Consider the following 23591-nt stretch of genomic DNA (forward strand, 5'->3'; position numbering starts at 1 on the left):
GCCTCGCGCGCGGGCACCCGGTCCCACATCGGCCGATCTCTGGAGACCGCCATCCACCGATCGGTTGATCGCCCGAGCTGGAGTTGCTTCACGTCGACAGGGCCCACGACCGCGACGTAGCGTCGAACAGGTGAACGCTGTTCCCGCACATCTGCCCCGGACCGCCGGGGACCTCCGCGCGGCAGGCATGCCGCCGCGCTCGATCAAAAAAGAACTGCACGACAACCTGCTCGCCAAGCTCCGCGCCGGGGAAGACCCCTGGCCGGGCATCGTCGGCTTCTCCCGCACCGTTCTGCCGCAGCTGGAACGCGCGCTGCTCGCCGGCCACGACGTCGTCCTGCTCGGCGAACGCGGCCAGGGCAAGACCAGGCTGCTGAGGACCCTCGCCGGACTGCTGGACGAATGGACGCCCGTCATCGAGGGCGCCGAACTGGGCGAGCACCCGCTCGACCCGATCACCCCGGAATCCCGCCGCCGCGCCGCCGAACTCGGCGACGACCTGCCGGTGACCTGGCGCCACCGCGACGAGCGCTACACGGAGAAACTGGCCACACCGGACACTTCGGTCGGTGACCTGATCGGCGACGTCGACCCGGTGAAGGTCGCCGAGGGCCGCAGCCTGGGCGACCCCGAGACCATCCACTTCGGACTCGTCCCGCGCGCCCACCGCGGCATCGTGGCGATCAACGAACTGCCCGACCTCGCCGAGCGCATCCAGGTCGCGCTGTTGAACGTGATGGAGGAACGCGACATCCAGGTGCGCGGGTACACCCTGCGCCTGCCGCTGGACGTGCTGCTGGTGTCGACGGCCAACCCGGAGGACTACACCAACCGCGGCCGCATCATCACCCCGCTCAAGGACCGGTTCGGGGCGGAGATCCGGACGCACTACCCGCTCGACGTCGACGCGGAGATCGCGGTCGTGAAGCAGGAGGCGGACCTGGTCGCCGAGGTGGGCGAGCCGCTGCTGGAGGTGCTCGCCCGGTTCGTCCGGAACCTGCGCGAATCGCCGGTCATCGACCAGCGTTCCGGCGTCTCGGCGCGGTTCGCCGTCGCGGCGGCGGAGACCGTGGGCGCGGCGGCGCTGCGCCGCTCCGCGCTGACCGGCGAGGACCCCGCCGTGGCGCGCCCGGTCGACCTCGAAGCGGTGCCCGCCGTCCTGCGCGGCAAACTCGAATTCGAGCCGGGGGAGGAGGGACGCGAGAACGAGCACCTCGTGCACCTGCTGCGCCGGGCGGTCGCCGAGACGGCCCGCTCGCGGTTCGCCGGGCTCGACCTCCTGCCGCTGGCCGACGCCGTCGAGGACGGCCATCTGGTGACGACCGGGGAACGCGTGCCGGGTAAGGACGTGCTCGCCGCACTGCCGGAACTGCCGGTGCTCCACGACGTCGCCGCCCGTGCCGGTGTCGGCCCCGGCGAACCGGCGGGGCGGATCGCCGCCGCGGTCGAACTCGCGCTGGAATCCCTGTTCCTGTCGAGGAAACTCGCCAAGGACTCCGACGACTCGACGACCGTCTACGGCCGATGAACTCCCTCCCGGAAGGCTATTCGTACGGGCCGTGGCACGACGGCCCGGATCCGCTGGCGCCGCCCGCCGATCTGCGGGACGCGCTCGACGAGATCGGCCGCGACGTGATGGCGGGGGCCTCGCCCCGGTCGGCGCTGGAGGAACTGCTGAGGCGCGGGACCCCGCGCACCGCCGGGCTGGACGAGCTGACCAGGCGGCTGTGGCAGCGCCGGTCGGAGATCCAGCGCCGTCACCGGCTGGACGGCACCCTCCAAGAGGTCCAGCGGCTGCTCGACGAGGCACTGGAGGCCGAGCGGCGTGACCTGTTCCCCGACCCGGACGACGACGCCCGCTTCCGCGAAGCACAACTGGACGCGCTGCCCCCGGGGACGGCCGCGGCCGTCCGCGAACTCGCCGGGTACGACTGGCGGTCGCGGGAGGGCCGGGAGAACTACGAGAAGATCCGCGACCTGCTCGGCCGTGAGCTGCTTGATTCCCGCTTCGAAGGGATGAAGGAGGCGATGCGGAACGCCGGTCCGGAGGATGTCGAGCGGGTGAACCGGATGCTCGCCGACCTCAACGACCTCCTGGCCGCCCACGCGCAGGGCCGTGAGGACGTGCCCGAGCGGTTCGCGGGGTTCATGCGCGAACACGGCGAGTTCTTCCCGGAGAACCCGAAGAACGTCGAGGAGTTGATCGACGTCCTCGCCGCCAGGGCCGCGGCCGCGCAGCGGATGCTCAACTCGATGACCCCCGAGCAGCGCGCCGAACTGGCCGAACTGGCCCAGCAGGCGTTCGGGGACCCCCGGCTCGCGCAGCAGCTGTCCACTTTGGACTCTCAGCTGCGGGCGCTGCGGCCCGGTGAGGACTGGACGACTTCGGAACGCTTCCGCGGCAACGACCCGCTCGGTCTCGGCGAGGGCGCGAGGGCGATGTCCGATCTCGCCGAACTGGACGCGCTGGCCGAGCAGCTGGGCCAGTCCTATCCGGGGGCGCGGCTGGAGGACATCGACCTCGACGCGCTCCAGCGTCAGCTCGGCCCGGACGCGGGCGTCGATGCCCGCCGACTGTCCGAACTGGAACGTGAGCTGCGGCGGCAGGGTCTGTTCGAACGGGCCCCCGACGGCTCACTCCGGTTGTCCCCCAAGGCTTTGCGTCGCCTCGGGGAAACCGCGCTCGCCGACGTCGTGAACGCGTTGCGCGGCAAGGCGGGCAGCCGGGAGACCGAATCGGCCGGTGCCGCGGGCGAGCCGACCGGCGCGACCAGGCCGTGGCGGTTCGGGGACATGCAGCCGTGGGACGTCTCCAGGACGGTCCGCAACTCCGTCCTGCGCTCCGTTTCGGTGGGCGGGCGGTCCGTCCGGATGGACGTCTCCGACGTCGAGGTGATCGAGACCGAGCACCGGTCGCGCGCGGCGGTGGCCCTGCTCGTCGACACGTCGTGGTCGATGGTGCAGGAGGGCCGCTGGCTGCCGATGAAGCGGACGGCGCTCGCGCTGCACCAGCTGATCAGCACGCGGTTCCGCGCTGACGCCCTGCAGCTGATCACCTTCGGCCGCCACGCGATGGCGGTCGAACTAGCCGAACTGGTCGGCTTGGAAGGCGCCTGGGAACAGGGCACCAACGCCCACCACGCCCTGCTCCTGGCCGGACGTCATCTGCGGCGGCATCCCGACGCGCAGCCGGTGATCCTGATGGTCACCGACGGCGAGCCGACAGCGCATCTGGAACCCGACGGCTCGGCGGTCTTCGACTATCCGCCCCAGCCGAGGACGTTGCTCAAGACACTGTCCGAAGTGGACCGGATGGCGAAGCTGGGCGCGTCGGTGACGGTGTTCCGGCTCGGGGACGACCCGCGCCTGACGGCGTTCGTCGACCTCATCGCCCGTCGTTCGGGCGGCCGGGTCGTGGCACCCGACCTCGACGGTCTCGGCGCCGCCGTGGTCGGCGACTACCTGCGCACCAGGAAGCGGTAGGTCAGCGGCGGGTCACCTTGATCCTGGCCCCGCGGGCCGGTTCCAGGGTGATCGGCCGCGACCGGACCCGTTCCGGCCGGGAGTGCTCCGGGGCGACGGTGAACCGGCCGAACAGCTCACGCAGCACGATCGAGGCCTCCATCAAAGAGAACCCCGCGCCGAGGCACCGGCGGGCACCGCCGCCGAACGGCAGCCAGCTGCCGGCGGGCGGCGCGCCGTCGAGGAACCGCCGGGGCCGGAAGAGCCGCGGATCGGGATGATGGCCGCCGTCGGCGTGGACGACGACGATCGACGGCATGACGTCGAACCCGGCCGGGATGCGGTAACCGCCGATCTCGACGTCCTCGGTCAGCCGCCGGACGACCTCGCCGACCACCGGGCGTAGCCGCATCGCTTCCTTGACCACCGCTTCGAGCGCCTTCTCGTCGCCCTCGTCCGCCGCACGCGTGGTGAACGCCGCCTGGGCGGGCTCACGGGAAAGCTCGTGCAGTGCCCAGGCGAGCGCGGTCGCGGTGGTCTCGTGCCCGGCGAGCAGGAGGGTGACCAGCTGGTCGCGGAGTTCCACATCGGACAGTTCGTCGCCGTCGGCGGGCACCGTGAGGAGCCGGGACAGGACGTCGGTGCGCTGATCGAGATCGGTGGCCCGCCGCCGCTCGGAGATCTCGGCGTAGAGGAGTTCGTCGACCCTGGCCTGGCGTCCGGCGTAGGTGCTCCAGGGCCGGAACCGCCGCAGGCGCGGGTTCTGCCAGCCGAGCACCTGGACCAGGCCGATCTCCACCAGATGCCCGATCAGGCGGCGGAGTTCGTCGAGCCGCGGCCCTTCGGCGACACCGAACACCACCCGCAGGATGATCTCCAGCGTCAGCGCGCGCATCCGGTCGTGCGCGCCGAAGGCCCGGTTCTCCGGCCAGCGGTCGAGTTCGGCCCTGGTCAGCCCGGTGATCATGTCGCGATAGCCGCGCAACGCCGCGCCGGTGAACGCGGGCATCAGCAGCTTCCGCGTGCGCAGATGCCGGTCCTCGTCGGTCACCAGGACCGAGTGGTCGCCCATCACCGGCTTCAGGATGATGTTGCCCTCGCCGGCGTGGAACGTCGTGACCGGTCCGGAGAACACGGCCTTGATGTCGTCGAGGTCGGTGAGCATGACGATGTCCCGGTTCGGCGCGAACCGCAGGCGGACGACGGATCCGTAGCGGCGTTCGAGCAGCGGGAGCACGTGATGCCGGAGGTTGCCGACGACGAGCGTCTGGACGAGCGCGGGCAGCGGGGGCCCGGGTGGAAGCGAAGCCGACACGGTGGTTCCAGCTGTCCCCATGATTCGTTTCTACGCGCGGTCCCCGGCCGAGTCCACCTACGCTGGGCCGATGGGGTATCCGGTGGGGAAGGTCGCGGCGTGGTCCGGGGTCACCGTGCGCACGCTGCACCACTACGACGAGATCGGGCTGCTATCCCCGAGTGGCCGGACTTCCGCGGGCTACCGCAGCTACAGCGACGAAGACCTCGATCGCCTGCAACGGGTCCTGTTCTACCGCGAACTCGGGTTCGGCCTGGAGACGATCGCGAAGGTCGTCGACGATCCGGGCCTGGACGCGCTGGAGCATCTGCGGCGGCAGCGGACGCTGCTGCTGGAGCGGATCGGTGAGCTGAGCCGGATGGTCGAGTCCGTCGAACGGGTGATCAAGGCGAAGGAGGTCGGCGGCGCGCTGACGCCGGAGGAGAAGTTCGAGGTCTTCGGCGAGTTCCGTGAACCGGAGGGTTACGCGGAGGAGGCTGTCCGGCGGTGGGGCGAGACCCCGCAGTGGCAGGCGGCGGCGATGCCACTGTCCAAGGCGGAATGGAGCGAGGCGGAGAAGGCCCGCGAAGACTGGGTCCGGCGGCTGCTCGACGTCGTCGACTCCGGTGCGCCCGCCGACAGCGCCGCGGCGATGGACCTCGCCGAAGAGCACCGGCGGATGCTGGCCGCGTTCATGGGGGACTGCGACCACGCCCTGCACCGCGAGATCGCCGCGCTGTACGCGACGGAACCGGTCCAGCTCGGCTTCCTGGTGCGCGAACCGGACCAGCGGCCGGGCCTCGGCGAGTACATCCGGGACGCCGTCCACGCCAATGCCGCCCGGGCCCGCGAGTAGGGGATCCGGCTACTCCGGCCGTGTCCGCCTCCCACCGGGCGGGAACGGCGCGGCGGCTCCGCTTACAGTCGAGGTATGCAGACTTGGTCATCGGTCGACGTGCCCCGTATCCCCGGCACCCCCCGTCCGCTGCGGCTCCATGACACCGCGACGGGGCAGATCCGCCCCACCGCGCCGGGGTCCACCGCCCGGATGTACGTCTGCGGCATCACGCCGTACGACGCCACCCATCTGGGGCATGCCGCCACGTATCTGACATTCGACCTGGTGAACCGCCTGTGGCGCGACGCCGGGCACGACGTCCACTACGTACAGAACGTCACCGACATCGACGAGCCCCTGCTGGAGCGCGCTCAGCGGGACAAGGACGACTGGGTCGTGCTGGGCATGCGCGAGACGGCGCTGTTCCGCGAGGACATGACCGCGTTGCGAGTGCTGCCGCCGCGGCAGTTCGTCGGTGCGGTGGAGAGCATCCCGGAGATCGTCGAGGTGATCGCCAAACTGCTGGCGAACGGCAGCGCGTACCGCGCCGACGACGCGGAGTACCCGGACATCTACTTCGACCACAACGCGACCGGGCACTTCGGCGCCGAGTCGAACTACGACGCCGAGACCATGGCGAAGTTCTTCGCCGAACGCGGCGGCGACCCGGACCGGCCGGGCAAGCGGCATCCGCTCGACGCCCTGCTCTGGCGGATGGCGCGGCCGGGTGAGCCGTCGTGGGAGTCGGAACTGGGGGAGGGGCGCCCCGGTTGGCACATCGAGTGCAGCGCGATCGCGGTCAACCGCCTCGGCCTCGGCTTCGACGTCCAGGGCGGCGGCTCCGACCTGATCTTCCCGCACCACGAGTACAGCGCCGCGCACGCGGAAGCCGTCGCGGGCGACCGCCCGTTCGCGCGCCATTACGTGCACGCCGGGATGATCGGCCTCGACGGCGAGAAGATGTCGAAGTCGCGCGGGAACCTCGTGTTCGTCTCGCGGCTGCGCGCCGACAAGGTCGACCCCGGCGCGATCCGGCTCGCGCTGTTCGCCGGCCACTACCGGGAAGACCGCCCCTGGACCGCGCAGCTGCTCGCGGACGCCGAAGACCGGCTCGCCCGCTGGCGCGACGCCGTCTCGCTCGGCACCGGCCCGGCCGCGGAGGACACGATCGCCCGTCTCCGCGACCACCTGACCGACGATCTCGACACCCCGATGGCGCTCACCGCCGTGGACGCCTGGGTGAGCGAGGCGCTGAACCGGTCCGGTTCCGACCCGGCGGCACCCGGCCTGATCCGGAACGCGGTCGACGCGCTGCTCGGCGTCGTGCTCTGAGCAACGTCATGAGGGGTCCCCATAGGACGAATTTCGTCCTATGGGGACCCCTCATGACACACCTGCCGCCCGTATAACGCCCTATACGGCGACCCGGCCGTCCACCAGCCGCAGGTGGTCACCCGCCCAGTCCCGCCGCAGCCAGCGGTCATGCGAAGCGACGACGACGGCGCCCGGAGCCGTGTCGAGGGCGGCGAACAACTCCTCGGCCAGGCTGAGCGAGAGGTGGTTCGTCGGCTCGTCGAGCAGGAGGACCTCCGGCGGATCGGCGATCAGCAACGCCAGCGCGAGCCGCCGTCGCTGCCCGACCGACAGCGCGCCGACCCGGGTCCCGAGGTCGCGCGGAGCCAGCAAGCCCAGGCTCCGTAACGGCGGAGCGGCCTCGCCGAGCGCTTCGGTGTAGGTCCGCTGCGCCGACTTGTCCGGCTCGGCGAACTCGACATCCTGCGCCAGCAGCCCGATCCGCACCCCGCGTCCACGAAGGACGGTCCCGGCGTCCGGGGTCAGGGCGCCGGTGAGCACGGACAGGAGGGTGGACTTCCCCGCGCCGTTCCCGCCGGTGATCAGGAGTCTCGACGTCGTCGTGACGTCGAGCGTGCCCAGCCGCAACCGCCCCGGGACCTCGATGTCCCGTACCGAGATCGCCGTCTTGTCGTCGCCGGGCCTGCCGGTCAGTTCCGCCTGGAACCGCAGTGGCGCGGGTGGCTTCCGCACCTGATCGCGCTCCAGCTCGTCCAGTCGCAGCTGGGCGTTGCGGACCCGGCGTGAGATCTGTTTCTGCACCCTCCCGGTCTTGAAGTCGTAGAGCATCTTGGCGTTGTCGCGCTGGGGCCGGTTGTGCGCGACGTTGCGCGCGGTGACGGCCACCGCTTCGCGCAGTTCCTTCAGCTCGTCCTGCTCCTCGGCGTACCGCTGCTCCCAGCGCGCCCGTTCGGCGCGTTTCTGGTCCAGGTAAGCGGAATACGCCCCGCCGTAGCGCGTCGGGCCACCCAGTGCCGGATCGAGGTCGACGATGTCGGTGCACACCGCGTCGAGGAACACGCGATCGTGCGAGGCCAGCACGAGGACCCCGGTCAGCGACGCGAGATGCTGTTCGAGGAACTCCATCGCGGCGTCGTCGAGGTGGTTCGTCGGCTCGTCGAGGATCAGCGTCCCCGGCCGCCGGATCAGCAGCGCGGCCAGGCCGAGCCGCGATCGCTGCCCACCCGACAGGGTGCCCAGCGGCCGCGCCGGGTCGATGCCGGCGAGCCCGAGGCCCGCGCACACGCCCTCGGCCCGCCGGTCGGCGTCCCAGAGATCGTGCGCCTGTGCCCATTCGAGGACCGTGCCGTACTCGTCGAGCACCGCCGCGTCGTCAGGACGTTCCGTGAGCGCTTCGGTCAGTTCGTCGAGTCGCGCCGACGCCTGCCGGATTTCGGCGAGTGCGTCGTCGAGGACGTCGGAGAACCGGGCCGTCGAGGGGAAAGGCAGTTCCTGCAAGAGGAATCCGACGTCGTCGCCGCGGAGCACCTCGCCGGCGTCGGGCTCTTCGACCCCGGCGAGCAGCCGCAGGAGCGTGGACTTCCCGACGCCGTTCTCGCCGACGAGGCCGAGCCGTTGCCCGGCCGACGCGGTCAGGTCGACACCGTCGAGCACGACGCGGGCGCCGTAGGAACGGACGAGGTCTTTGGCGATCAGGGAAAGAGACATACGACATCACCGCGTTTCGGATCCGTGGGGAATCCCCGCCGGGCGCTGTCGCTTACGGGAGCCGTGCTCGACCGAAGCAGCCTCGGGACGGAGTGGGTGCGGGTGTCAGTTGTCCATGATGGGAGGAATTCTAACGCAACCCTTGTAGCGTTAGTCAACCCCCTTTTTCCGGTGAGCCGGATCGCAGGCGGGCGGCCTCTTGTTCGGCGAAGGCGCGGCCGTCGGTCATGACGCCGAGGAGTGCCGCGAGCTGGCGCCGGTCGAGCCTGCCGAGGCGATCGCCGAAGAAGCGGGCCATGGGGGCGTAGAGAGCGCCGACGTCGTCCAGCCGGTCGGGGAGCGGGCGGATCAGCAGGCGGCGGCGGTCGGCCGGATCGGGGACCCGCTCGACGAGACGCTGCTTCTCCATTCGGTCGAGCAGCCGCGTCGCCGCGCCGGTCGTCATCCCGAGCGCCCGGGCGAGACCCGTCGGCGAGGTCGCGGCACCGCTGATGACCAGCTGAAGGCCGTGCAACTCGGTGGGGCTGATCCCCAGCCGCTCCGCCATGGCCGTCTGGAACAGCACGGTCGCGCTGACGAACCGGGGGATCTCAAGGGCGGCTGCGGTGGCGAGTTCCCGCTGGTCGGGCATGCGCGTTCCTGGGGCAGTAGTTGACTTGTGCAGTTACTGAGGGGGACAGCAACTGTCCTGGCAAGGGTATCGAGGCCGATTGACAACCTCGCGGCCGCCTGCAACTCTGAAAGAGAACTTTCGAAAGAACTCTTTCAGATTGGATCGAGCCGATGGCCGGGTTGCCGCCGCGCAAGCGGATCGAAGACGCCGAGCTGATGCGGGCGCTGGCGCATCCGCTGCGGTCGGCACTGCTGGACCACCTGATGGCGGTCGGCCCACGGACGGCGAGCGACTGCGCGACGGCCGTCGGTTCGAGCGCGTCCAACATCAGCTGGCATCTGCGCCAGCTCGCCCAGCACGGGCTCGTGGAGCGGGTGGAGGCGGAGGACGGGCGGGAGCGGCCCTGGCGCGCGTGCCAGGTCGGCCTCGAATTCGGCGACGACCCCTCGCTGCGCGGAGCGCAGCTCGCCGTCCTGGGCACGACGCTCGCCCGGGAGCGGGAACTGACCGAGCGCTACCTCGACGCCGCCGACCGGCTGGAGCAGGAGTGGCAGGACTCGTCCGGCATCAACACGTACTCGCTGCGGGTCACCGCGGCGGAACTGGACAAGCTGGTCGAGGGGATCGACGCGCTGGTCCGGCCCTACGTCGGCGCGATCCGGAAGGACGCGCCCGAGGAGGCCCGGCCGGTGCACCTGGGGTTCCGCGCGTTCCTGCGCATCGACGCGGAGGGGAAGCCGAGCAGATGAAACCGTTGAGGGAACCTGCTTTCGCGCGGCTGTGGATCGCCGCCTTCTTCTCCGAGACCGCCGAGTGGATGCTGCAGATCGCGCTGCCGGTCTTCGTCTTCCAGGCGACGGGGTCCGCGGCCACCACGGCGCTGAGCATCGTGCTCGGCCTGCTGCCCGCGGTGCTGCTCAGCCCGGTCGCCGGCGTGATCGCGGACCGCTGGAACCGGCGGCTGGTGCTGTGCGTGGTGTGCGCGGGACAGGCGTTCGTGGCGCTCCCGCTGCTCTTCCTCGGGGCCGACGGCCCGGTGGTCGTGATCTACGCGGTCATGGCGGGCCAGGCGGGGCTCGCTTCGTTGTTCGAACCCGCCCGCAACGCGCTCGTGCCGGAGCTGGTCACCCCGGACGAGCTGATCGGCGCCAACGGCCTCATGAGCATCAACAGCAGCGTCTCGCGGCTCGCCGGTGGCTGGGCGGGCGGTCTCCTGCTCGGCTTCGGCGGTCTGGGCTGGGTCGTGGTGGCCTACCTCGGGGTGCTGGTGATCGCGTCGGCCCTGCTGGCGCGTCCCTTCCTCCGGGCCGCGGCACCCGTCGCGGCCGGTCCGCACGAGCCGGTGGTGAAGGCGTGGCTCGACGGCCTGCGCGAGATCGGGCGGGAAGGGCGGCTGCGCGTGGCCGGTTTCGTCGTGGTCCTGACCTCGTTGGCGCAGGGCATGTTCCTGGTGCTGTTCGTGGTCTTCGTCCTCGACATCCTCGACGGCACCGAAGGCGACGTCGGCCTGTTGCGCGGCGTGCAGGCACTCGGCGGGCTGGCCGCGGGATTCGCCGTCGCCACGGTCGCCCGCAAGGTCGCGCCCGCCGCGCTGCTCGGCTGGGGCGGGCTCGCGCTCGGCCTGCTGTCCGCGCTGATCTGGAACCTGCCCGCGCTGACCGCGTCGCTGGGTGTCTACATCGGACTGTTCGGCCTCGTCGGCGCGCCGGGGGTGCTGGCCGGGTCCGGGCTGCTCTCGCTGGTCCAGACGGCCGCGTCGCCCGAACGGTCCGGCCGGGTGCTCAGCACGATGTTCGCCGGGATGGCGGGGTTCACCGCACTGGGCGCGCTGCTGGCCGGCGGGCTGGTGAGCGTGCTGGGTACCGGTGTCCTGCTGAACGTCCAGGCGGCCCTGCACACCGTCTCGGCGCTGATGGTGCTGGGCGTGCTGGCTTCGGGCCGGTTACGCCGGGATGCGGTTTCGGCGGTTCCCCGGTCCGGGTGAAGCTACGGTGGTGGAGTGCCGCATCTCTTCGCCACCAGCGACCTCCACGTCACCCATGAGGGCAACGCCCCGCTCGTCGACGAGGTCGTCCCCCGAACCCCCGACGACTGGCTGCTCGTGGCCGGTGACGTCGCCGAACGCGCCGAGTCCGTGATCGAGGTGCTCAAGACCTTGCGGGAACGCTTCGCGAAGGTCGTCTGGGTACCCGGCAACCACGAGCTGTGGACCACCCAGAAGGACGAATGTCAGCTCCGGGGCCAGGCACGCTACGAGCATCTGGTCGAGCGCTGCCGGGAGATCGACGTCCTCACCCCGGAGGATCCGTATCCGGTGTGGGAACACCAGGGGAAACCGCTGACGATCGCCCCGCTGTTCGTGCTGTACGACTACAGCTGGCGGGCCCCGGAGGCCGAGGGACTGTCGCTGCAGAAGGCCATCGACCACGCGCGCGACGCCGGCGTGCTGTGCACGGACGAGTTCTTCCTGCACCCGGACCCGTATCCCAGCAGGCAGGCCTGGTGCGCCGACCGGGTGAAGGTCAGCACCGAGCGGCTGGAGGCGATCCCGGAGGACCACGGGACGATCCTCATGTCGCACTGGCCGTTGCACCGGCACCCGACGGCGCCGCTGTACTGGCCGGAGTTCGCGCTGTGGTGCGGGACCACCGAGACCGAGGACTGGCACCTGCGCTACCGCGCGGAGGTGGCCGTCTACGGGCATCTGCACATCCCGCGTTCCACGGAGGCGGACGGGGTGCGGTTCGAAGAGGTTTCGCTCGGCTATCCGCGGGAGTGGCGGAAGCGGGCGCGGGGTCCCATCCCGCTACGCCGCATCTTCTGAGGCCTCGCCACCACTGCCCCCAACGCCATGAAAGGTCCTTTCCTTGCAAAATTTGCAAGGAAAGGACCTTTCATGGCGCGTGGATGGAGCGGGAGAGCGCTTGAGGGCCGCTGTCAGCCCCGGCCCGGACCGTCCTGCCCGGGACGACGGCGCCGCAGGTACCGCTCGAACTCCGCCGCGATCTTGTCCCCGCTGACGTCGTCCAGGGTGAACTCGGTTTCCGCGTCCCCGCGCTCCTCGAGCCCTCGGACGTACTCGCTGATCTCCTCGTCCTCTTCGGCCATCTCGGTGACCGTCCGCTGCCATTCCTCGGCCTGCTCGGGCAGCGCGCCGAGCGGGATCTCGACGTCGAGGACGTCTTCGAGTTTGTGCAGCAGCGCGAGGGTGGCCTTCGGCGACGGCGGGTGCGAGACGTAGTGCGGCACGGCCGCCCAGATCGACACCGCCGGGACACCGGCCTGGACGCAGTAGTCCTGCAGGACCCCGACGATGCCGGTCGGGCCCTGGTAGTTGTTCAACTCCAGGCCGAACTGCGAAGCGGTGTCCTTGTCGTACGCCGTCCCGGTGACCGGGACGGGACGGGTGTGCGCGGTGTCGGCCAGGAGGGCGCCGAGGGTGACGACGGTGGCGACGTCCAGCTGCTGGATGTACTCCAGCAGTTCCCCGCAGAAGGCGCGCCAGCGCATGTTCGGCTCGGGCCCCTGTACCAGCAAGATGTCCCGGCTGAAGCCCTCCGGGCGGCACACCGAGAGCCGGGTGGTCGGCCAGTCGACCCTGCGGGTGACGCCGTCGACCATGCGCACGGTCGGTCTGCTGACCTGGAAGTCGTAGTACTCGTCCGGACTCAGCTCGCTCAGCGGTGTCGCATCCCAGTTGAGCTGCAGATGCTCGACCGCCCGGCTGGCCGCGTCACCTGCGTCGTTCCATCCTTCGAAGGCGACGATCATGATCGGCTTGGTGTCATCCGGGTGGTCGCGGCCGGGCCGCTGGGTCTCGTCGACGGGCTCACTCACCGGACCAGCCTACGACCAGGCGGTCGTACGCTGTTGAGCATGTCCGATCGCCTTTCGTCACCGCTGCTCGACGCGCTGCGCGCCCGGGTCCTGGTAGCCGACGGCGCGATGGGGACCGCGTTGCAGGCGCACGACCTCGGCCTCGACGATTTCGCCGGACTCGAGGGCTGCAACGAGATCCTCAACGTCACCCGTCCGGACGTCGTCCGCGGCGTGCATCGCGGTTACCTCGAAGCCGGGGCCGACCTCGTCGAAACCAACACCTTCGGCGCGAACTACGCGAACCTGGCCGAATACGGCATAGAGGACAGGATCTTCGAGCTGTCCGAAGCGGGCGCGCGGCTCGCGCGCGAGGTCGCCGACGAGTACGCGACGCCTGATCGTCCGCGCCATGTCCTCGGGTCGGTCGGTCCGGGCACGAAGCTGCCGACGCTCGGGCACGCGCCCTTCACCACGTTGCGTGACGCCTACCTCGAAGAGGTCCGAGGCCTGCTGGCCGGTGGCGTCGACGCGATCATCGTCGAAACGACACAGGACATCCTCCAGACGAAGGCCTCGATCATCGCCGCGCACCGGGCGATGAAGGCCGAGGGCAGGCGGGTACCGGTGATCGCCTCGATCACCGTCGAGACCACCGGCACCATGCTGCTCGGCACCGAGGTCACCGCGGCCCTGGCCGCGCTGGAGCCGCTGGGCATCGACCTGATCGGGCTCAACTGCGCCACCGGGCCCGCCGAGATGAGCGAGCACCTGCGGCAGCTGTCGAAGCACGCGCGCGTCCCGCTCTCGGTGATGCCGAACGCCGGACTGCCCGAACTGGGCCCGGACGGCGCGGTCTACCCGCTGTCCCCGGAAGGACTGGCCGAGGCATTGACCGGCTTCGTCCGCGAGTTCGGCGTCGGGTTGGTCGGCGGCTGCTGCGGGACGACCGGCGAGCACATCCGGCAGCTGGCCGAAGCGGTCGCGGACATCCAGCCCGCCACCAGGCGCCCCCGCCCGGAACCCGGCGTGTCTTCGCTGTACCAGGCCGTCCCGTTCCGGCAGGACGCCAGCGTCCTGATGATCGGCGAGCGCACCAACGCCAACGGCTCCAAGGCGTTCCGGGAGGCGATGCTGGAAGGCCGTTTCGACGACTGCGTCGAGATCGCGCGCGACCAGACCCGCGACGGCGCGCACATGCTGGACCTGTGCGTCGACTACGTGGGCCGGGACGGCGCGGCGGACATGGCCGAACTCGCCGGGCGGCTGGCGACGGCGTCCACGCTGCCGATCATGCTCGACTCGACCGAGGTCCCGGTGCTGCGCGCCGGACTGGAACGGCTCGGGGGCCGGTGCGCGATCAACTCGGTGAACTACGAGGACGGCGACGGGCCGGAATCGCGGTTCACGAAGGTGATGGAGATGGCCCGCGAGTTCGGTGCCGCCGTCGTCGCGCTGACCATCGACGAAGAGGGCCAGGCGCGCACCGCCGAGCACAAGACGGCGATCGCCGCGCGGCTGATCGAGGACATCTCCGGCACCTGGGGCCTGCGGCACAGCGACATCATCATCGACGCGCTGACCTTCACCATCGCCACCGGCCAGGAGGAGTCCCGCCGCGACGGCGTCGAGACGATCGAGGCGATCCGCGAGATCAAGCGCCGCTATCCCGAGGTCCAGACCACGCTGGGCCTGTCGAACATCTCCTTCGGGCTCAACCCGGCCGCGCGGCAGGTGCTGAACTCGGTGTTCCTGCACGAATGCGTGCAGGCGGGGCTCGACACCGCGATCGTGCACGCGTCCAAGATCCTGCCGATGGCCCGGATCCCCGACGAGCAGCGGGCGGTCGCCCTCGACCTCGTCTACGACCGGCGCCGCGAGGGCTACGACCCGTTGCAGGAGCTGATGGCGCTGTTCGAGGGCGTCAGCACCGCGTCGTCGAAGGCGTCCCGCGCCGAAGAGCTGGCCGCGCTGCCGTTGTTCGAGCGGCTGGAGCGGCGGATCGTCGACGGCGAGCGCAACGGCCTCGACGCCGACCTCGACGCGGCGCTGGAGCAGCGTCCGGCGCTGGAGATCATCAACGACACGCTGCTGGCCGGGATGAAGACGGTCGGCGAGCTGTTCGGCTCCGGGCAGATGCAGCTTCCGTTCGTGCTCCAGTCGGCCGAGGTGATGAAGGCCGCCGTCGCGCTGCTCGAACCGCATATGGACAAGGAGGACGACTCCGGCAAGGGCCGGATCGTGCTGGCCACCGTGCGCGGCGACGTCCACGACATCGGCAAGAACCTGGTCGACATCATCCTGTCCAACAACGGGTACGAGGTCGTCAACCTCGGCATCAAACAGCCGATCACGACGATCCTGGACGCCGCCGAGGAGCACGGGGCCGACGCCATCGGCATGTCCGGCCTGCTGGTGAAGTCGACCGTGATCATGAAGGAGAACCTCGAGGAGATGAACTCCCGTGGGGTCTCGGCACGGTGGCCGGTGCTGCTCGGCGGGGCGGCGCTCACCCGGTCCTATGTGGAGAACGACCTCGCGGAGCTCTATCTCGGCGATGTCCGCTATGCCCGTGACGCCTTCGAAGGTCTCCGCCTGATGGACGCGATCATGGCGGCCAAACGCGGTGAATCGCCCCTCGTGGACCCCGAAGCCGAGCGGAAACGCCAGGAGCGCAAGGAACGCCGCGAGCGGTCGCTGCGGATCGCCGAGGCGCGCAAGGCGAAGAAGGCCGCCGAAGAGTCCGAAGTGGACCTTGCGGCCCGCTCCGACGTCGCCACGGACGTCCCGCTTCCCTCGCCGCCGTTCTGGGACACCCGGGTGGTGAAGGGGATCCCGCTGGCCGACTACGCCGCCATGCTCGACGAACGGGCGACGTTCATGGGCCAGTGGGGGCTCAAAGGCGCGCGCGGCGGCCAAGGGCCGACGTACGAGGAACTGGTCGAATCCGAGGGACGGCCGCGGCTGCGGTACTGGCTGGACAGGCTCACCGCGGACGGCGTCCTCGCGCACGCCGCCGTGGTCTACGGGTACTTCCCGTGCGTCGCCGACGGCGACGACGTCGTGGTGCTGACCGAGCCCCGCCCGGACGCCCCGGAGCGGCTGCGGTTCACCTTCCCGAGGCAGCGGCGGGACAGGCGGCTGTGCCTCGCCGACTTCTACCGGCCGCGCGAGCGGGCGCTCGCGAACAGCGAGGTGGACGTGATTCCGTTCACGCTCGCCACCATGGGGCAGCCCATCGCCGACTACGCCAACGAGCTGTTCGCCGGGAACTCCTACCGGGACTACCTGGAGGTCCACGGCCTCGGGGTGCAGCTCACGGAGGCGCTGGCCGAGTACTGGCACCGCCGGGTGCGCGAGGAGCTGCGCTTCGCGGGCGGCGCCGCGGTGGCCGAGGAGGACCCGGACGACGTCGAGGAGTTCTTCGAACTCGGCTACCGTGGGGCTCGGTTCTCCCTGGGCTACGGCGCCTGCCCGAACCTGGAGGACCGGGCGAAGATCGTCGAGCTGCTCCGTCCGGAGCGGATCGGCGTGAAGCTGTCGGAAGAGTTCCAGCTGCATCCCGAACAGTCGACCGACGCGATCGTCTGCCACCACCCGGAGGCGAAGTACTTCAACACCTGATCGTGAAGGGGGAGCCGTGACCGAACCGTCCACACTGGACGGACTCGCCGCCGTGCTGTGGGATATGGACGGCACGCTGGTCGACTCGGAGAAGCTGTGGGACGTCGCCCTCTACGAGGCCGTCGAAACCCTCGGTGGCACGTTGACCGAGGAGCAGCGGCTGAGCCTGGTCGGGTCCAATATGGACGACACGGCCGCGTTCCTGCTCGAAGTGTGCGGTAAACCCGTCACGCCCGAGTCGATCGCGGAGATGGGGGAGTGGATCCGCGCGCGGACGGCCAACCTCTTCGACGGCCCGCTCCCGTGGCGTCCCGGCGCACAGGAGCTGCTCGAACTGTTGCGAGCCCAGGGTGTGCCGATGGCGCTGGTCACCTCCACCGAACGATCGCTGACCGAACTCGCCCTCAACACCATCGGCCGTGAGTATTTCGCGGCCACCGTCTGCGGTGACGAGGTCGATGGTCTGAACAAGCCGCACGCCAGGCCGTACCAGCTGGCGACGGAGTTGCTGGGGGTCCCGGCTTCCCGGTGCGTCGCGATCGAGGATTCCCCGCCCGGCGCGGCTTCCGCGGCCGCGGCGGGCTGCACGGTGGTGGTGATCCCGAACGACGTCGACGTCCCGCCGGGGGAGCGGCGCGTGTTCCGTTCGTCGCTGGTCGGCCTCGACGTGCCCGGATTGACCGCGCTCCTGCCCTGACCACCATGTCGCATTTCCGCTAGACCCCGGCCGCGTGGTCGGTGATGCTGACCGGGTGCATGAGGATTTCGAGCGGTGCGTCCGCGCGGTCCAGGCGAAGGACGACCGGTTCGACGGCTGGTTCTTCACCGCCGTCCTGACGACGCGGATCTACTGCCGGGCGAGCTGCCCGGTCGTCCCGCCCAAACCGGAGAACATGACGTTCTATCCGAGCGCGGCGGCCGCGCAGGAGGCCGGGTTCCGTGCCTGCAAACGGTGCCGCCCGGACGCGAGTCCCGGCTCGCCGCGGTGGAACGAACGCGCGGATCTGGTGGCCAGGGCGATGCGGCTGATCGCCGACGGCGTCGTCGACAGTGACGGGGTGAGCGGGCTGGCCGCCCGGCTGGGCTACAGCGTCCGGCAGGTCGAGCGGCATGTGCGGGCCGAACTCGGCGCGGGTCCGCTCAGCCTGGCCAGGGCACAGCGCGCGCAGACGGCCCGGCTGCTGATCGAGACGACGAGCCTGCCGATGATCGACGTCGCGCTCGCCGCCGGGTTCGGCAGCGTCCGCACCTTCAACGACACCGTCCGCGAGGTCTTCGCGCTGTCCCCGACGGAGTTGCGGGCACGGGTCCGCACCACACCGTCGACCGCCCCCGGGACGCTGAACCTGCGTCTGCCGTACCGGAAGCCGTTGTTCCCGGACAACCTCTTCGGGCATCTCGTCGCGACCGGCGTCCCCGGTGTCGAGGAGTGGCGCGACGGCGCCTACCGCCGGACGCTGCGGCTCCCGCACGGCGCGGGCGTCGTCGCCCTCAAACCCGAAGACGGCTACATCGGCTGCCGGCTCACGCTGTCGGACCTGCGGGACCTCTCGACCGCGATCAGCCGCTGCCGCCGCCTGCTCGACTTGGACGCCGATCCGGTCGCGGTCGACGACCTCCTGGCCGCGGATCCGCTGCTCGGCCCGCTCGTGAAGGCCGCGCCGGGCAGGCGGGTGCCCCGGACCGTCGACGGCGACGAGTTCGCCGTCCGCGCCGTACTGGGGCAGCAGGTGTCGACCGCCGCCGCCCGCACGCACGCCGCCCGGCTGGTCCTCGCGCACGGCGAGCCGGTCGACGACGCGGACGGCGGCCTCACCCACGTCTTCCCGGACGCCACCGCCCTCGCGGGGATCGACCCGGAAAGCCTCGCGATGCCGCGAAGCCGGAAGCGGACGCTGCTCGGCCTCGTCGCCGAACTGACCGAAGGCGGCCTCGACCTCGGAACGGGCAGTGACTGGCAGCGCGCCAGGGAACGGCTGCAAGCGTTGCCCGGCTTCGGCCCGTGGACCGTCGAGAGCATCGCGATGCGCTCGCTCGGCGACCCGGACGCGTTCCTGCCGACCGACCTCGGCGTCAAGGTCGCCGCGAAGGCGTACGGGCTGGGCCCGGCCGCGCTCGTCGCGCACGCCGAACGCTGGCGTCCTTGGCGCGCCTACGCCGTGCAGCACCTCTGGGCGACCGGAGACCACCCGATCAACCGGCTTCCGGCCGCCTGAGTCCGCAAGGAGCGCCATGCGCACGCACACCGTCATCGACAGCCCGTACGGCCCGCTGACCCTGGTCGCCGACGAGGAAGGCCTCTGCGGCCTGTACATGGTCCAGCAGCGTCACCGCCCGGCCGAAGAGACCTTCGGTCATCCCGACCCGAGCGCGCCGATCTTCGCGGAGACCGAGAAACAGCTGAAGGAGTACTTCGCGGGCCAACGGCGGGAATTCGATCTCCCGCTGAGCTTCGGCGGCACCGAATTCCAGCGGACGGTCTGGCGGGGCCTGCTCGGGATCCCGTATGGCGAGACGGTGTCCTACGGCGAACTCGCCGACCGGCTCGGGCGGCCGACGGCGTCGCGGGCGGTCGGTCTCGCGAACGGGAAGAACCCGCTCGGGATCATCGTGCCGTGCCATCGCGTGATCGGCTCGAACGGCGATCTCACCGGCTACGGCGGTGGTATCGAACGGAAGCGGCAGCTGCTCGACTTCGAACGGGGCGGGTCGACGCTGTTCTGAGGTGTGACGCCGGTGTCAACACACCGGCCCGGGGCAGCGCGGTCGCGATGCGGATGGAAGGATCTCCGACCGTGAAGACCTTCGATGAGCTGTTCGCCGAGCTTGCCGACCGCGCCCGGACGCGCCCCGACGGTTCCGGTACCGTCGCCGCGCTCGACGCCGGAGTGCACGCGCAGGGCAAGAAGGTGCTCGAAGAGGCGGGCGAGGGATGGATCGCCGCCGAGCACGAATCCGACGACCGGCTCGCCGAGGAGATCTCACAGCTGCTGTACCGGATACAGGTGCTCATGCTCGGCCGTGGACTGTCGACAGAGGACGTGTACCGGTACCTGTGACGCGCTCGCGTCCCGGAGAACCAAGGAGAAGCAATGCTGCGTGTCGCCGTGCCGAACAAGGGAGCCCTCGCCGCCGCCGCGTCGGAGATGCTCGGAGAGGCCGGCTACCGCAAGCGACATGAGGCCCGCGACCTGACCGTGCTGGACACGGTCAACGAGGTCGAGTTCTTCTTCTTGCGCCCCAAGGACATCGCGATCTACGTCGGATCCGGTGAACTGGACCTCGGCCTCACCGGCCGCGACCTCGCGCTCGACTCCGGTGCCCCGGTCGAGGAGATCCTCGGCCTCGGCTTCGGCGGGTCCACCTTCCGGTACGCCGCGCCGGCCGGCCGGGACTGGAAGGCCGAGGACCTGCAGGGCAAGCGGCTCGCGACGTCGTACCCGCGGCTCGTGCGGGAGAACCTGAAGCAGCACGGGGTGGAGGCGGAGGTCATCCGTCTCGACGGCGCGGTCGAGATCTCGATCCAGCTCGGCGTGGCCGACGCCATCGCCGACGTCGTCGAGTCCGGGCGTTCGCTGCGCCAGCACAATCTCGTGGCGTTCGGTGACCCGATCTGCGTGTCGGAGGCGGTGCTGCTGCAGCGCGCGGGCACCGAGCACACCCGGCCCAAGGACCAGCTGAAGGCGCGGCTGCAAGGTGTCGTGTTCGCCCAGCACTACATGATGCTGGACTACGACTGCCCGCGTTCGCTGCTGGACGCGGCCATCGCGATCACACCGGGCCTCGAGTCGCCGACCGTCGCGCCGCTCGCGCACGACGACTGGGTGGCCGTGCGGGCGATGGTCCCGCGCAAGGAGGTCAACCGGATCATGGACGAACTGGCCGAGACCGGCGCGAAGGCCGTCCTGGCGTCGGACATCCGGGCCTGCCGCCTGTAAAGCCTCGTGAGTGGTAAGTGTCGTTAGAACGGCACTTACCACTCACGATCCACGTCGCCGGTCAGAGCCGTTACCCGCGCACGACCCCGCTCCCTTGCACCCTGGCATGGGCGGGAGGGGCTGAAGGTCGCTTTCCCCTCATCTGACGCGGCGAAGGGCGCTTTCGCCGCATGCGATGCGGGGAAAGCGCCCTTCAGCCCCGGGCCACAACCAGGAAAAAAGGACGCCATGAAAGGTCCTTTCCTTGCAAATTTCGCAAGGAAAGGACCTTTCATGGCATGGGCTACCGAGGCCGGTTCGGCTTCTTGGGCATCAGGTCGTAGAGCTTCTTCCGCGCGCCGTTGTCGTTGGCGCTGCGGGCCACCGAGACCTCGGTGATGAAGTCCTCGAAGACGAACTCCTCGTCCGCGGGCACGATCGCCGGGGCCGGATGGTTCTGCAGGTACCCGTCCAGCGTCGCCGCGATCTCCCGGAACGACAGCGCCTGCAGGGTTTCCGGTGCGTAGGTCGTCACGGGCACGCCGTGCGCGGCCGCCTCGTTCATCACCACGCCCAGCGGGACATGCGAGAGCATCGGGATCCCGAACGTGTACAGCTCCTGCAGCGCCGCCGCCGCGTAATGCGAGATCGGGCGGCGGTACAGCCCGGGAACGAGGCCGTAGTAGGCGATCGGCGGACGGCCGACGGTCTGTTCGACGTAGCGCACCTGGTCCGAAAGCAGGCGCAGGGCGCGGATGCTCGTCCGGTCCGGCTGCACCGGCACGAGGATCCCGTGCGACGCGGCCAGCGCGTTGTTGGTCAGCACGTCGAGCGCGGGCGGGCAGTCGATGATGATGTGGTCGTAGTTCGCGAACTGGATCACCCTGGCCAGCTGCCAGCCGGGCACCCGGAACTGGTCCAGCCGCCTGATCAGGTCGAACATGCCCGGCGACGTCGGGATGACGTCGAACGCGCCGCCGCGCCCGATGTTGCTGCGCGGATGCCGTACGGCGAGTTCCTCGATCGGGCCCTTCCACACCTTGGTCAGGGCTTTCGCCAGGCTGGGCGCGTCCGGGGCCACCTCGTCCAGGCCGAGGAGTTCGGTGGTCGCGTGCCCTTGTGGGTCGAGGTCGATCAGCAGCACCCGGCGGCCGCGTTCGGCCAGTGCGGCCGACGCGCCCACGCTGAGTGAGGTCTTGCCGACCCCGCCTTTCTGGTTGACCACCGAGGTGATCTGCATGCCGAAGCGCTCCCTGCGTCTGTTGTTCCGGGAAGGCTATTGGAAACACGCCGAGAAAGCGCGTCTATCAGCCCGCCTGTCGCGGTCGCACCAGCAACGCCTGCGCCCCCGAGGCGAGCGGCCCGGACACGTCGTGCAGCGTGGTCGTCGCCGTGCCGATGCCGTTCGGGCCGACCAGGGTGGCCGCGTCGACGCCGATCCAGTCACCCAGTGGTGGGCGCCGGAGGTGCACTGTCAGCTCCGAGTTGATGAACCACCACTCCCGCGGGTCGAGGAAGTTCGAGATCCCGTTGCCGGAATCCGCCAGGACGAACAGCCGCTGCAGCGCGCTCGGTTTCTCCCCGTCCACGAGGGCGACGCGCTGACGTCCCCAGACCGTCGCGGGACCGGGTTCGTCGAGCGCGCCCCGGACCCGCCGCCACTCGACGGCGTCCAGATAACCGCCGTGCCAGCTTTCGGGCCAGTTCGACGCCGGGGCGTCGTCCGGCGAGGGCAGGGCGGGACCTTCGGAGGTGGCCACCGGCGTGGTGTCCGAGGTCGCGATGCGCCACGCGGACGCCCGCGCGACGACCCGCTCGCCGTGGGCGAGTTCGGCCGCCAGCCACTCGACCGAGCGGCCCGGGCGCCGCACCCACGCCCGCACGGAAAGCTCTTTCAGCGGTGCCGGGCCGAGGATCTCGATCGTCACCCTGGCGAGCTGGCTCGCGTGCGGCGCGTCGATCTCCTCGAGCGCGCGGACGAGCAACGCCGAGGGCGGCCCGAAATGCTGCGCGTCCGGGGACCACGGCCCCGCGGTGTGCTCGGTCGGGACGAACTTCCCGTCGCCCGAGGGAACGTAAAAGGCCTCTGTCACACCGGACACCTCAATCCGCACGGTCCAAAACGGACTCCTCGCCGGGATCCGGCTCCGGCCAGCCGGGATAGGGCGGGGGAGTGCCGCCGTACTGCGGGCAGAGCGCCTGGTGATCGCACCACGCGCAGAGTTTGCTCGGATTGGGCCGGAAATCGCCGGTCTTGCCCGCTTTGAGGATCGCTTGCCAGATCGCTTCGAGCGTGCGCTCGAACCGGACCAGCTCGGCCTCGTCGGGGGTGTAGGCCAGTGACTGGCCGTCGGTGAGGTACATCAGTTTCAGCTGACGCGGCACGACACCGCGCAGCCGCCACAGGACCACGGCGTAGAACTTCATCTGGAACATCGCCTTGGCCTCGCCGATCTCGCGGGGCGCGGCGCCGGTCTTGTAGTCGACGACGCGGATCTCGCCGGTCGGCGCGACGTCCAGCCTGTCGACGTAACCCCGCAGCAGCACCCCGGAGCCCAGCTCGATCTCGACGTGCAGCTCACACGCCTCCGGCTCCAGCCGCCGGGGGTCTTCGAGCCCGAAGTAGGTGTCGACGAGCTGCTCGGCCGAAGCGAGCCATGAGGTGACGGCCTCGGGATCGTCCTGGTCGAACAGCTCGATCCACTCCGGACGTTCCGCGGACAGGTCCTGCCACGCCGGCGCGAGCAGCTCCTTGGCCTGCGGGGGAGTGCGATCGGCCTGCGGAAGGGAGAACAGGCGCTCCAGCACGGAATGCACCAGCGTGCCGCGCAGCTGGGCCTTCGTCGGGATCTCGGGCAGTCTGTCGACCGCGCGGAACCGGTAGAGCAGCGGGCACTGCTTGAAGTCGCTGGCACGCGACGGGGACAGGGCCGGCCGACGGCGCGGGACTTCGGCGCCGGGCGGCGGATCGGCGGTGACCGTGTCGGTGTCGGGCATGAGGGGAGG

The 23591-nt window shown here is 70.4% G+C and carries 20 protein-coding genes; 13 read left to right on the top strand and 7 right to left on the bottom strand.

Annotated elements, in window-relative coordinates:
- The first annotated feature begins 130 nt into the window (after positions 1–130).
- A complete protein-coding gene (locus SD37_RS19450) occupies positions 131–1528 on the top strand; it encodes a sigma 54-interacting transcriptional regulator (RefSeq protein WP_044853234.1) in 1398 nt (465 codons plus the stop codon).
- Entirely contained in the window at positions 1525–3483 is a 1959-nt protein-coding gene (locus tag SD37_RS19455) for a vWA domain-containing protein (protein WP_044853235.1), read from the top strand. Before SD37_RS19450 ends, SD37_RS19455 begins: the two co-directional genes overlap by 4 nt.
- Position 3484: 1 nt before the next feature.
- Here SD37_RS19455 and SD37_RS19460 read toward each other — a convergent pair whose 3' ends face one another.
- Positions 3485–4798 carry a cytochrome P450 gene (locus tag SD37_RS19460; protein ID WP_044853236.1) on the bottom strand — a complete coding sequence of 438 codons (1314 nt, stop codon included), beginning with the start codon at positions 4796–4798 and terminating at the stop codon, positions 3485–3487.
- A 49-nt stretch (positions 4799–4847) separates the two neighbouring features.
- Here SD37_RS19460 and SD37_RS19465 point away from each other — a divergent pair, with 49 nt between their 5' ends.
- Together SD37_RS19465 and mshC are read left to right on the top strand one after the other, a co-directional pair.
- Entirely contained in the window at positions 4848–5612 is a 765-nt protein-coding gene (locus SD37_RS19465; RefSeq protein ID WP_044853474.1) for a MerR family transcriptional regulator, read from the top strand.
- Positions 5613–5687: 75 nt separating this feature from the next.
- On the top strand, positions 5688–6926 hold the full coding sequence (mshC, locus tag SD37_RS19470; protein ID WP_044853237.1) for a cysteine--1-D-myo-inosityl 2-amino-2-deoxy-alpha-D-glucopyranoside ligase: 1239 nt from the start codon (positions 5688–5690) through the stop codon (positions 6924–6926).
- An 81-nt stretch (positions 6927–7007) separates the two neighbouring features.
- On the opposite strand, the gene SD37_RS19475 is transcribed toward mshC, so the two are convergent.
- Positions 7008–8615 carry an ABC-F family ATP-binding cassette domain-containing protein gene (locus SD37_RS19475; protein ID WP_065912889.1) on the bottom strand — a complete coding sequence of 536 codons (1608 nt, stop codon included), beginning with the start codon at positions 8613–8615 and terminating at the stop codon, positions 7008–7010.
- A 154-nt stretch (positions 8616–8769) separates the two neighbouring features.
- Positions 8770–9246 (bottom strand): MarR family winged helix-turn-helix transcriptional regulator, encoded by a 477-nt coding sequence (locus tag SD37_RS19480; RefSeq protein ID WP_044853239.1) that lies wholly within the window; start codon positions 9244–9246, stop codon positions 8770–8772.
- A 152-nt stretch (positions 9247–9398) separates the two neighbouring features.
- Between SD37_RS19480 and SD37_RS19485 the strand changes: the two genes are divergently transcribed.
- The 3 genes from SD37_RS19485 to SD37_RS19495 are packed head-to-tail and all read left to right on the top strand — an operon-like array spanning position 9399 to position 12052.
- A complete protein-coding gene (locus tag SD37_RS19485) occupies positions 9399–9977 on the top strand; it encodes an ArsR/SmtB family transcription factor (protein ID WP_044853240.1) in 579 nt (192 codons plus the stop codon).
- The gene (locus tag SD37_RS19490) at positions 9974–11212 is read left to right on the top strand and encodes an MFS transporter (RefSeq protein ID WP_044853241.1); all 1239 of its coding nucleotides are present in this window, start codon (positions 9974–9976) and stop codon (positions 11210–11212) included. Before SD37_RS19485 ends, SD37_RS19490 begins: the two co-directional genes overlap by 4 nt.
- A 15-nt stretch (positions 11213–11227) precedes the next feature.
- Positions 11228–12052: a metallophosphoesterase family protein gene (locus SD37_RS19495; RefSeq protein ID WP_044853242.1), complete on the top strand. Its 825-nt coding sequence runs from the start codon at positions 11228–11230 to the stop codon at positions 12050–12052.
- A 113-nt stretch (positions 12053–12165) separates the two neighbouring features.
- Here the strand turns inward: SD37_RS19495 and SD37_RS19500 are convergent, their stop codons facing one another.
- Complete coding sequence (locus SD37_RS19500) at positions 12166–13065, bottom strand: PAC2 family protein (protein WP_044853243.1); 900 nt, start codon at positions 13063–13065, stop codon at positions 12166–12168.
- Positions 13066–13104: 39 nt separating this feature from the next.
- Between SD37_RS19500 and metH the strand changes: the two genes are divergently transcribed.
- The 6 genes from metH to hisG all read left to right on the top strand — a co-directional run bounded on the left by metH (position 13105) and on the right by hisG (position 20606).
- The gene (metH, locus tag SD37_RS19505) at positions 13105–16668 is read left to right on the top strand and encodes a methionine synthase (RefSeq protein ID WP_044853244.1); all 3564 of its coding nucleotides are present in this window, start codon (positions 13105–13107) and stop codon (positions 16666–16668) included.
- A gap of 16 nt (positions 16669–16684) precedes the next feature.
- Positions 16685–17365 (top strand): HAD family hydrolase, encoded by a 681-nt coding sequence (locus SD37_RS19510; RefSeq protein ID WP_083255015.1) that lies wholly within the window; start codon positions 16685–16687, stop codon positions 17363–17365.
- A 55-nt stretch (positions 17366–17420) separates the two neighbouring features.
- Entirely contained in the window at positions 17421–18884 is a 1464-nt protein-coding gene (locus SD37_RS19515) for a DNA-3-methyladenine glycosylase 2 family protein (RefSeq protein WP_044853245.1), read from the top strand.
- Positions 18885–18900: 16 nt separating this feature from the next.
- On the top strand, positions 18901–19392 hold the full coding sequence (locus SD37_RS19520) for a methylated-DNA--[protein]-cysteine S-methyltransferase (protein WP_044853246.1): 492 nt from the start codon (positions 18901–18903) through the stop codon (positions 19390–19392).
- Positions 19393–19463: 71 nt separating this feature from the next.
- Positions 19464–19727: a phosphoribosyl-ATP diphosphatase gene (locus SD37_RS19525; protein WP_065912890.1), complete on the top strand. Its 264-nt coding sequence runs from the start codon at positions 19464–19466 to the stop codon at positions 19725–19727.
- Between the two features lie 33 nt (positions 19728–19760).
- Positions 19761–20606 carry an ATP phosphoribosyltransferase gene (hisG, locus tag SD37_RS19530; RefSeq protein ID WP_044853248.1) on the top strand — a complete coding sequence of 282 codons (846 nt, stop codon included), beginning with the start codon at positions 19761–19763 and terminating at the stop codon, positions 20604–20606.
- A gap of 283 nt (positions 20607–20889) precedes the next feature.
- Here hisG and SD37_RS19535 read toward each other — a convergent pair whose 3' ends face one another.
- From SD37_RS19535 to SD37_RS19545, 3 genes are all read right to left on the bottom strand, one after another.
- Positions 20890–21825 carry a ParA family protein gene (locus SD37_RS19535; protein ID WP_037319698.1) on the bottom strand — a complete coding sequence of 312 codons (936 nt, stop codon included), beginning with the start codon at positions 21823–21825 and terminating at the stop codon, positions 20890–20892.
- Positions 21826–21892: 67 nt separating this feature from the next.
- Positions 21893–22678 carry a thioesterase family protein gene (locus SD37_RS19540; protein ID WP_044853476.1) on the bottom strand — a complete coding sequence of 262 codons (786 nt, stop codon included), beginning with the start codon at positions 22676–22678 and terminating at the stop codon, positions 21893–21895.
- Between the two features lie 10 nt (positions 22679–22688).
- Positions 22689–23582: a RecB family exonuclease gene (locus SD37_RS19545; protein ID WP_037319693.1), complete on the bottom strand. Its 894-nt coding sequence runs from the start codon at positions 23580–23582 to the stop codon at positions 22689–22691.
- Between the last annotated feature and the right edge of the window lie 9 nt (positions 23583–23591).

Origin of the sequence: Amycolatopsis orientalis, from assembly GCF_000943515.2 — a bacterium.
Taxonomy (GTDB): domain Bacteria; phylum Actinomycetota; class Actinomycetes; order Mycobacteriales; family Pseudonocardiaceae; genus Amycolatopsis; species Amycolatopsis orientalis.

Excerpts from the sequence above, each read along its gene's own strand:
- SD37_RS19455 (WP_044853235.1), top strand. The coding sequence starts at position 1,525 with ATGAACTCCCTCCCGGAAGGCTATTCGTACGGGCCGTGGCACGACGGC.
- SD37_RS19460 (WP_044853236.1), bottom strand. The coding sequence starts at position 4,798 with ATGGGGACAGCTGGAACCACCGTGTCGGCTTCGCTTCCACCCGGGCCC.
- SD37_RS19465 (WP_044853474.1), top strand. The coding sequence starts at position 4,848 with ATGGGGTATCCGGTGGGGAAGGTCGCGGCGTGGTCCGGGGTCACCGTG.
- mshC (WP_044853237.1), top strand. The coding sequence starts at position 5,688 with ATGCAGACTTGGTCATCGGTCGACGTGCCCCGTATCCCCGGCACCCCC.
- SD37_RS19475 (WP_065912889.1), bottom strand. The coding sequence starts at position 8,615 with ATGTCTCTTTCCCTGATCGCCAAAGACCTCGTCCGTTCCTACGGCGCC.
- SD37_RS19480 (WP_044853239.1), bottom strand. The coding sequence starts at position 9,246 with ATGCCCGACCAGCGGGAACTCGCCACCGCAGCCGCCCTTGAGATCCCC.
- SD37_RS19485 (WP_044853240.1), top strand. The coding sequence starts at position 9,399 with ATGGCCGGGTTGCCGCCGCGCAAGCGGATCGAAGACGCCGAGCTGATG.
- SD37_RS19490 (WP_044853241.1), top strand. The coding sequence starts at position 9,974 with ATGAAACCGTTGAGGGAACCTGCTTTCGCGCGGCTGTGGATCGCCGCC.
- metH (WP_044853244.1), top strand. The coding sequence starts at position 13,105 with ATGTCCGATCGCCTTTCGTCACCGCTGCTCGACGCGCTGCGCGCCCGG.
- SD37_RS19520 (WP_044853246.1), top strand. The coding sequence starts at position 18,901 with ATGCGCACGCACACCGTCATCGACAGCCCGTACGGCCCGCTGACCCTG.
- hisG (WP_044853248.1), top strand. The coding sequence starts at position 19,761 with ATGCTGCGTGTCGCCGTGCCGAACAAGGGAGCCCTCGCCGCCGCCGCG.
- SD37_RS19535 (WP_037319698.1), bottom strand. The coding sequence starts at position 21,825 with ATGCAGATCACCTCGGTGGTCAACCAGAAAGGCGGGGTCGGCAAGACC.
- SD37_RS19545 (WP_037319693.1), bottom strand. The coding sequence starts at position 23,582 with ATGCCCGACACCGACACGGTCACCGCCGATCCGCCGCCCGGCGCCGAA.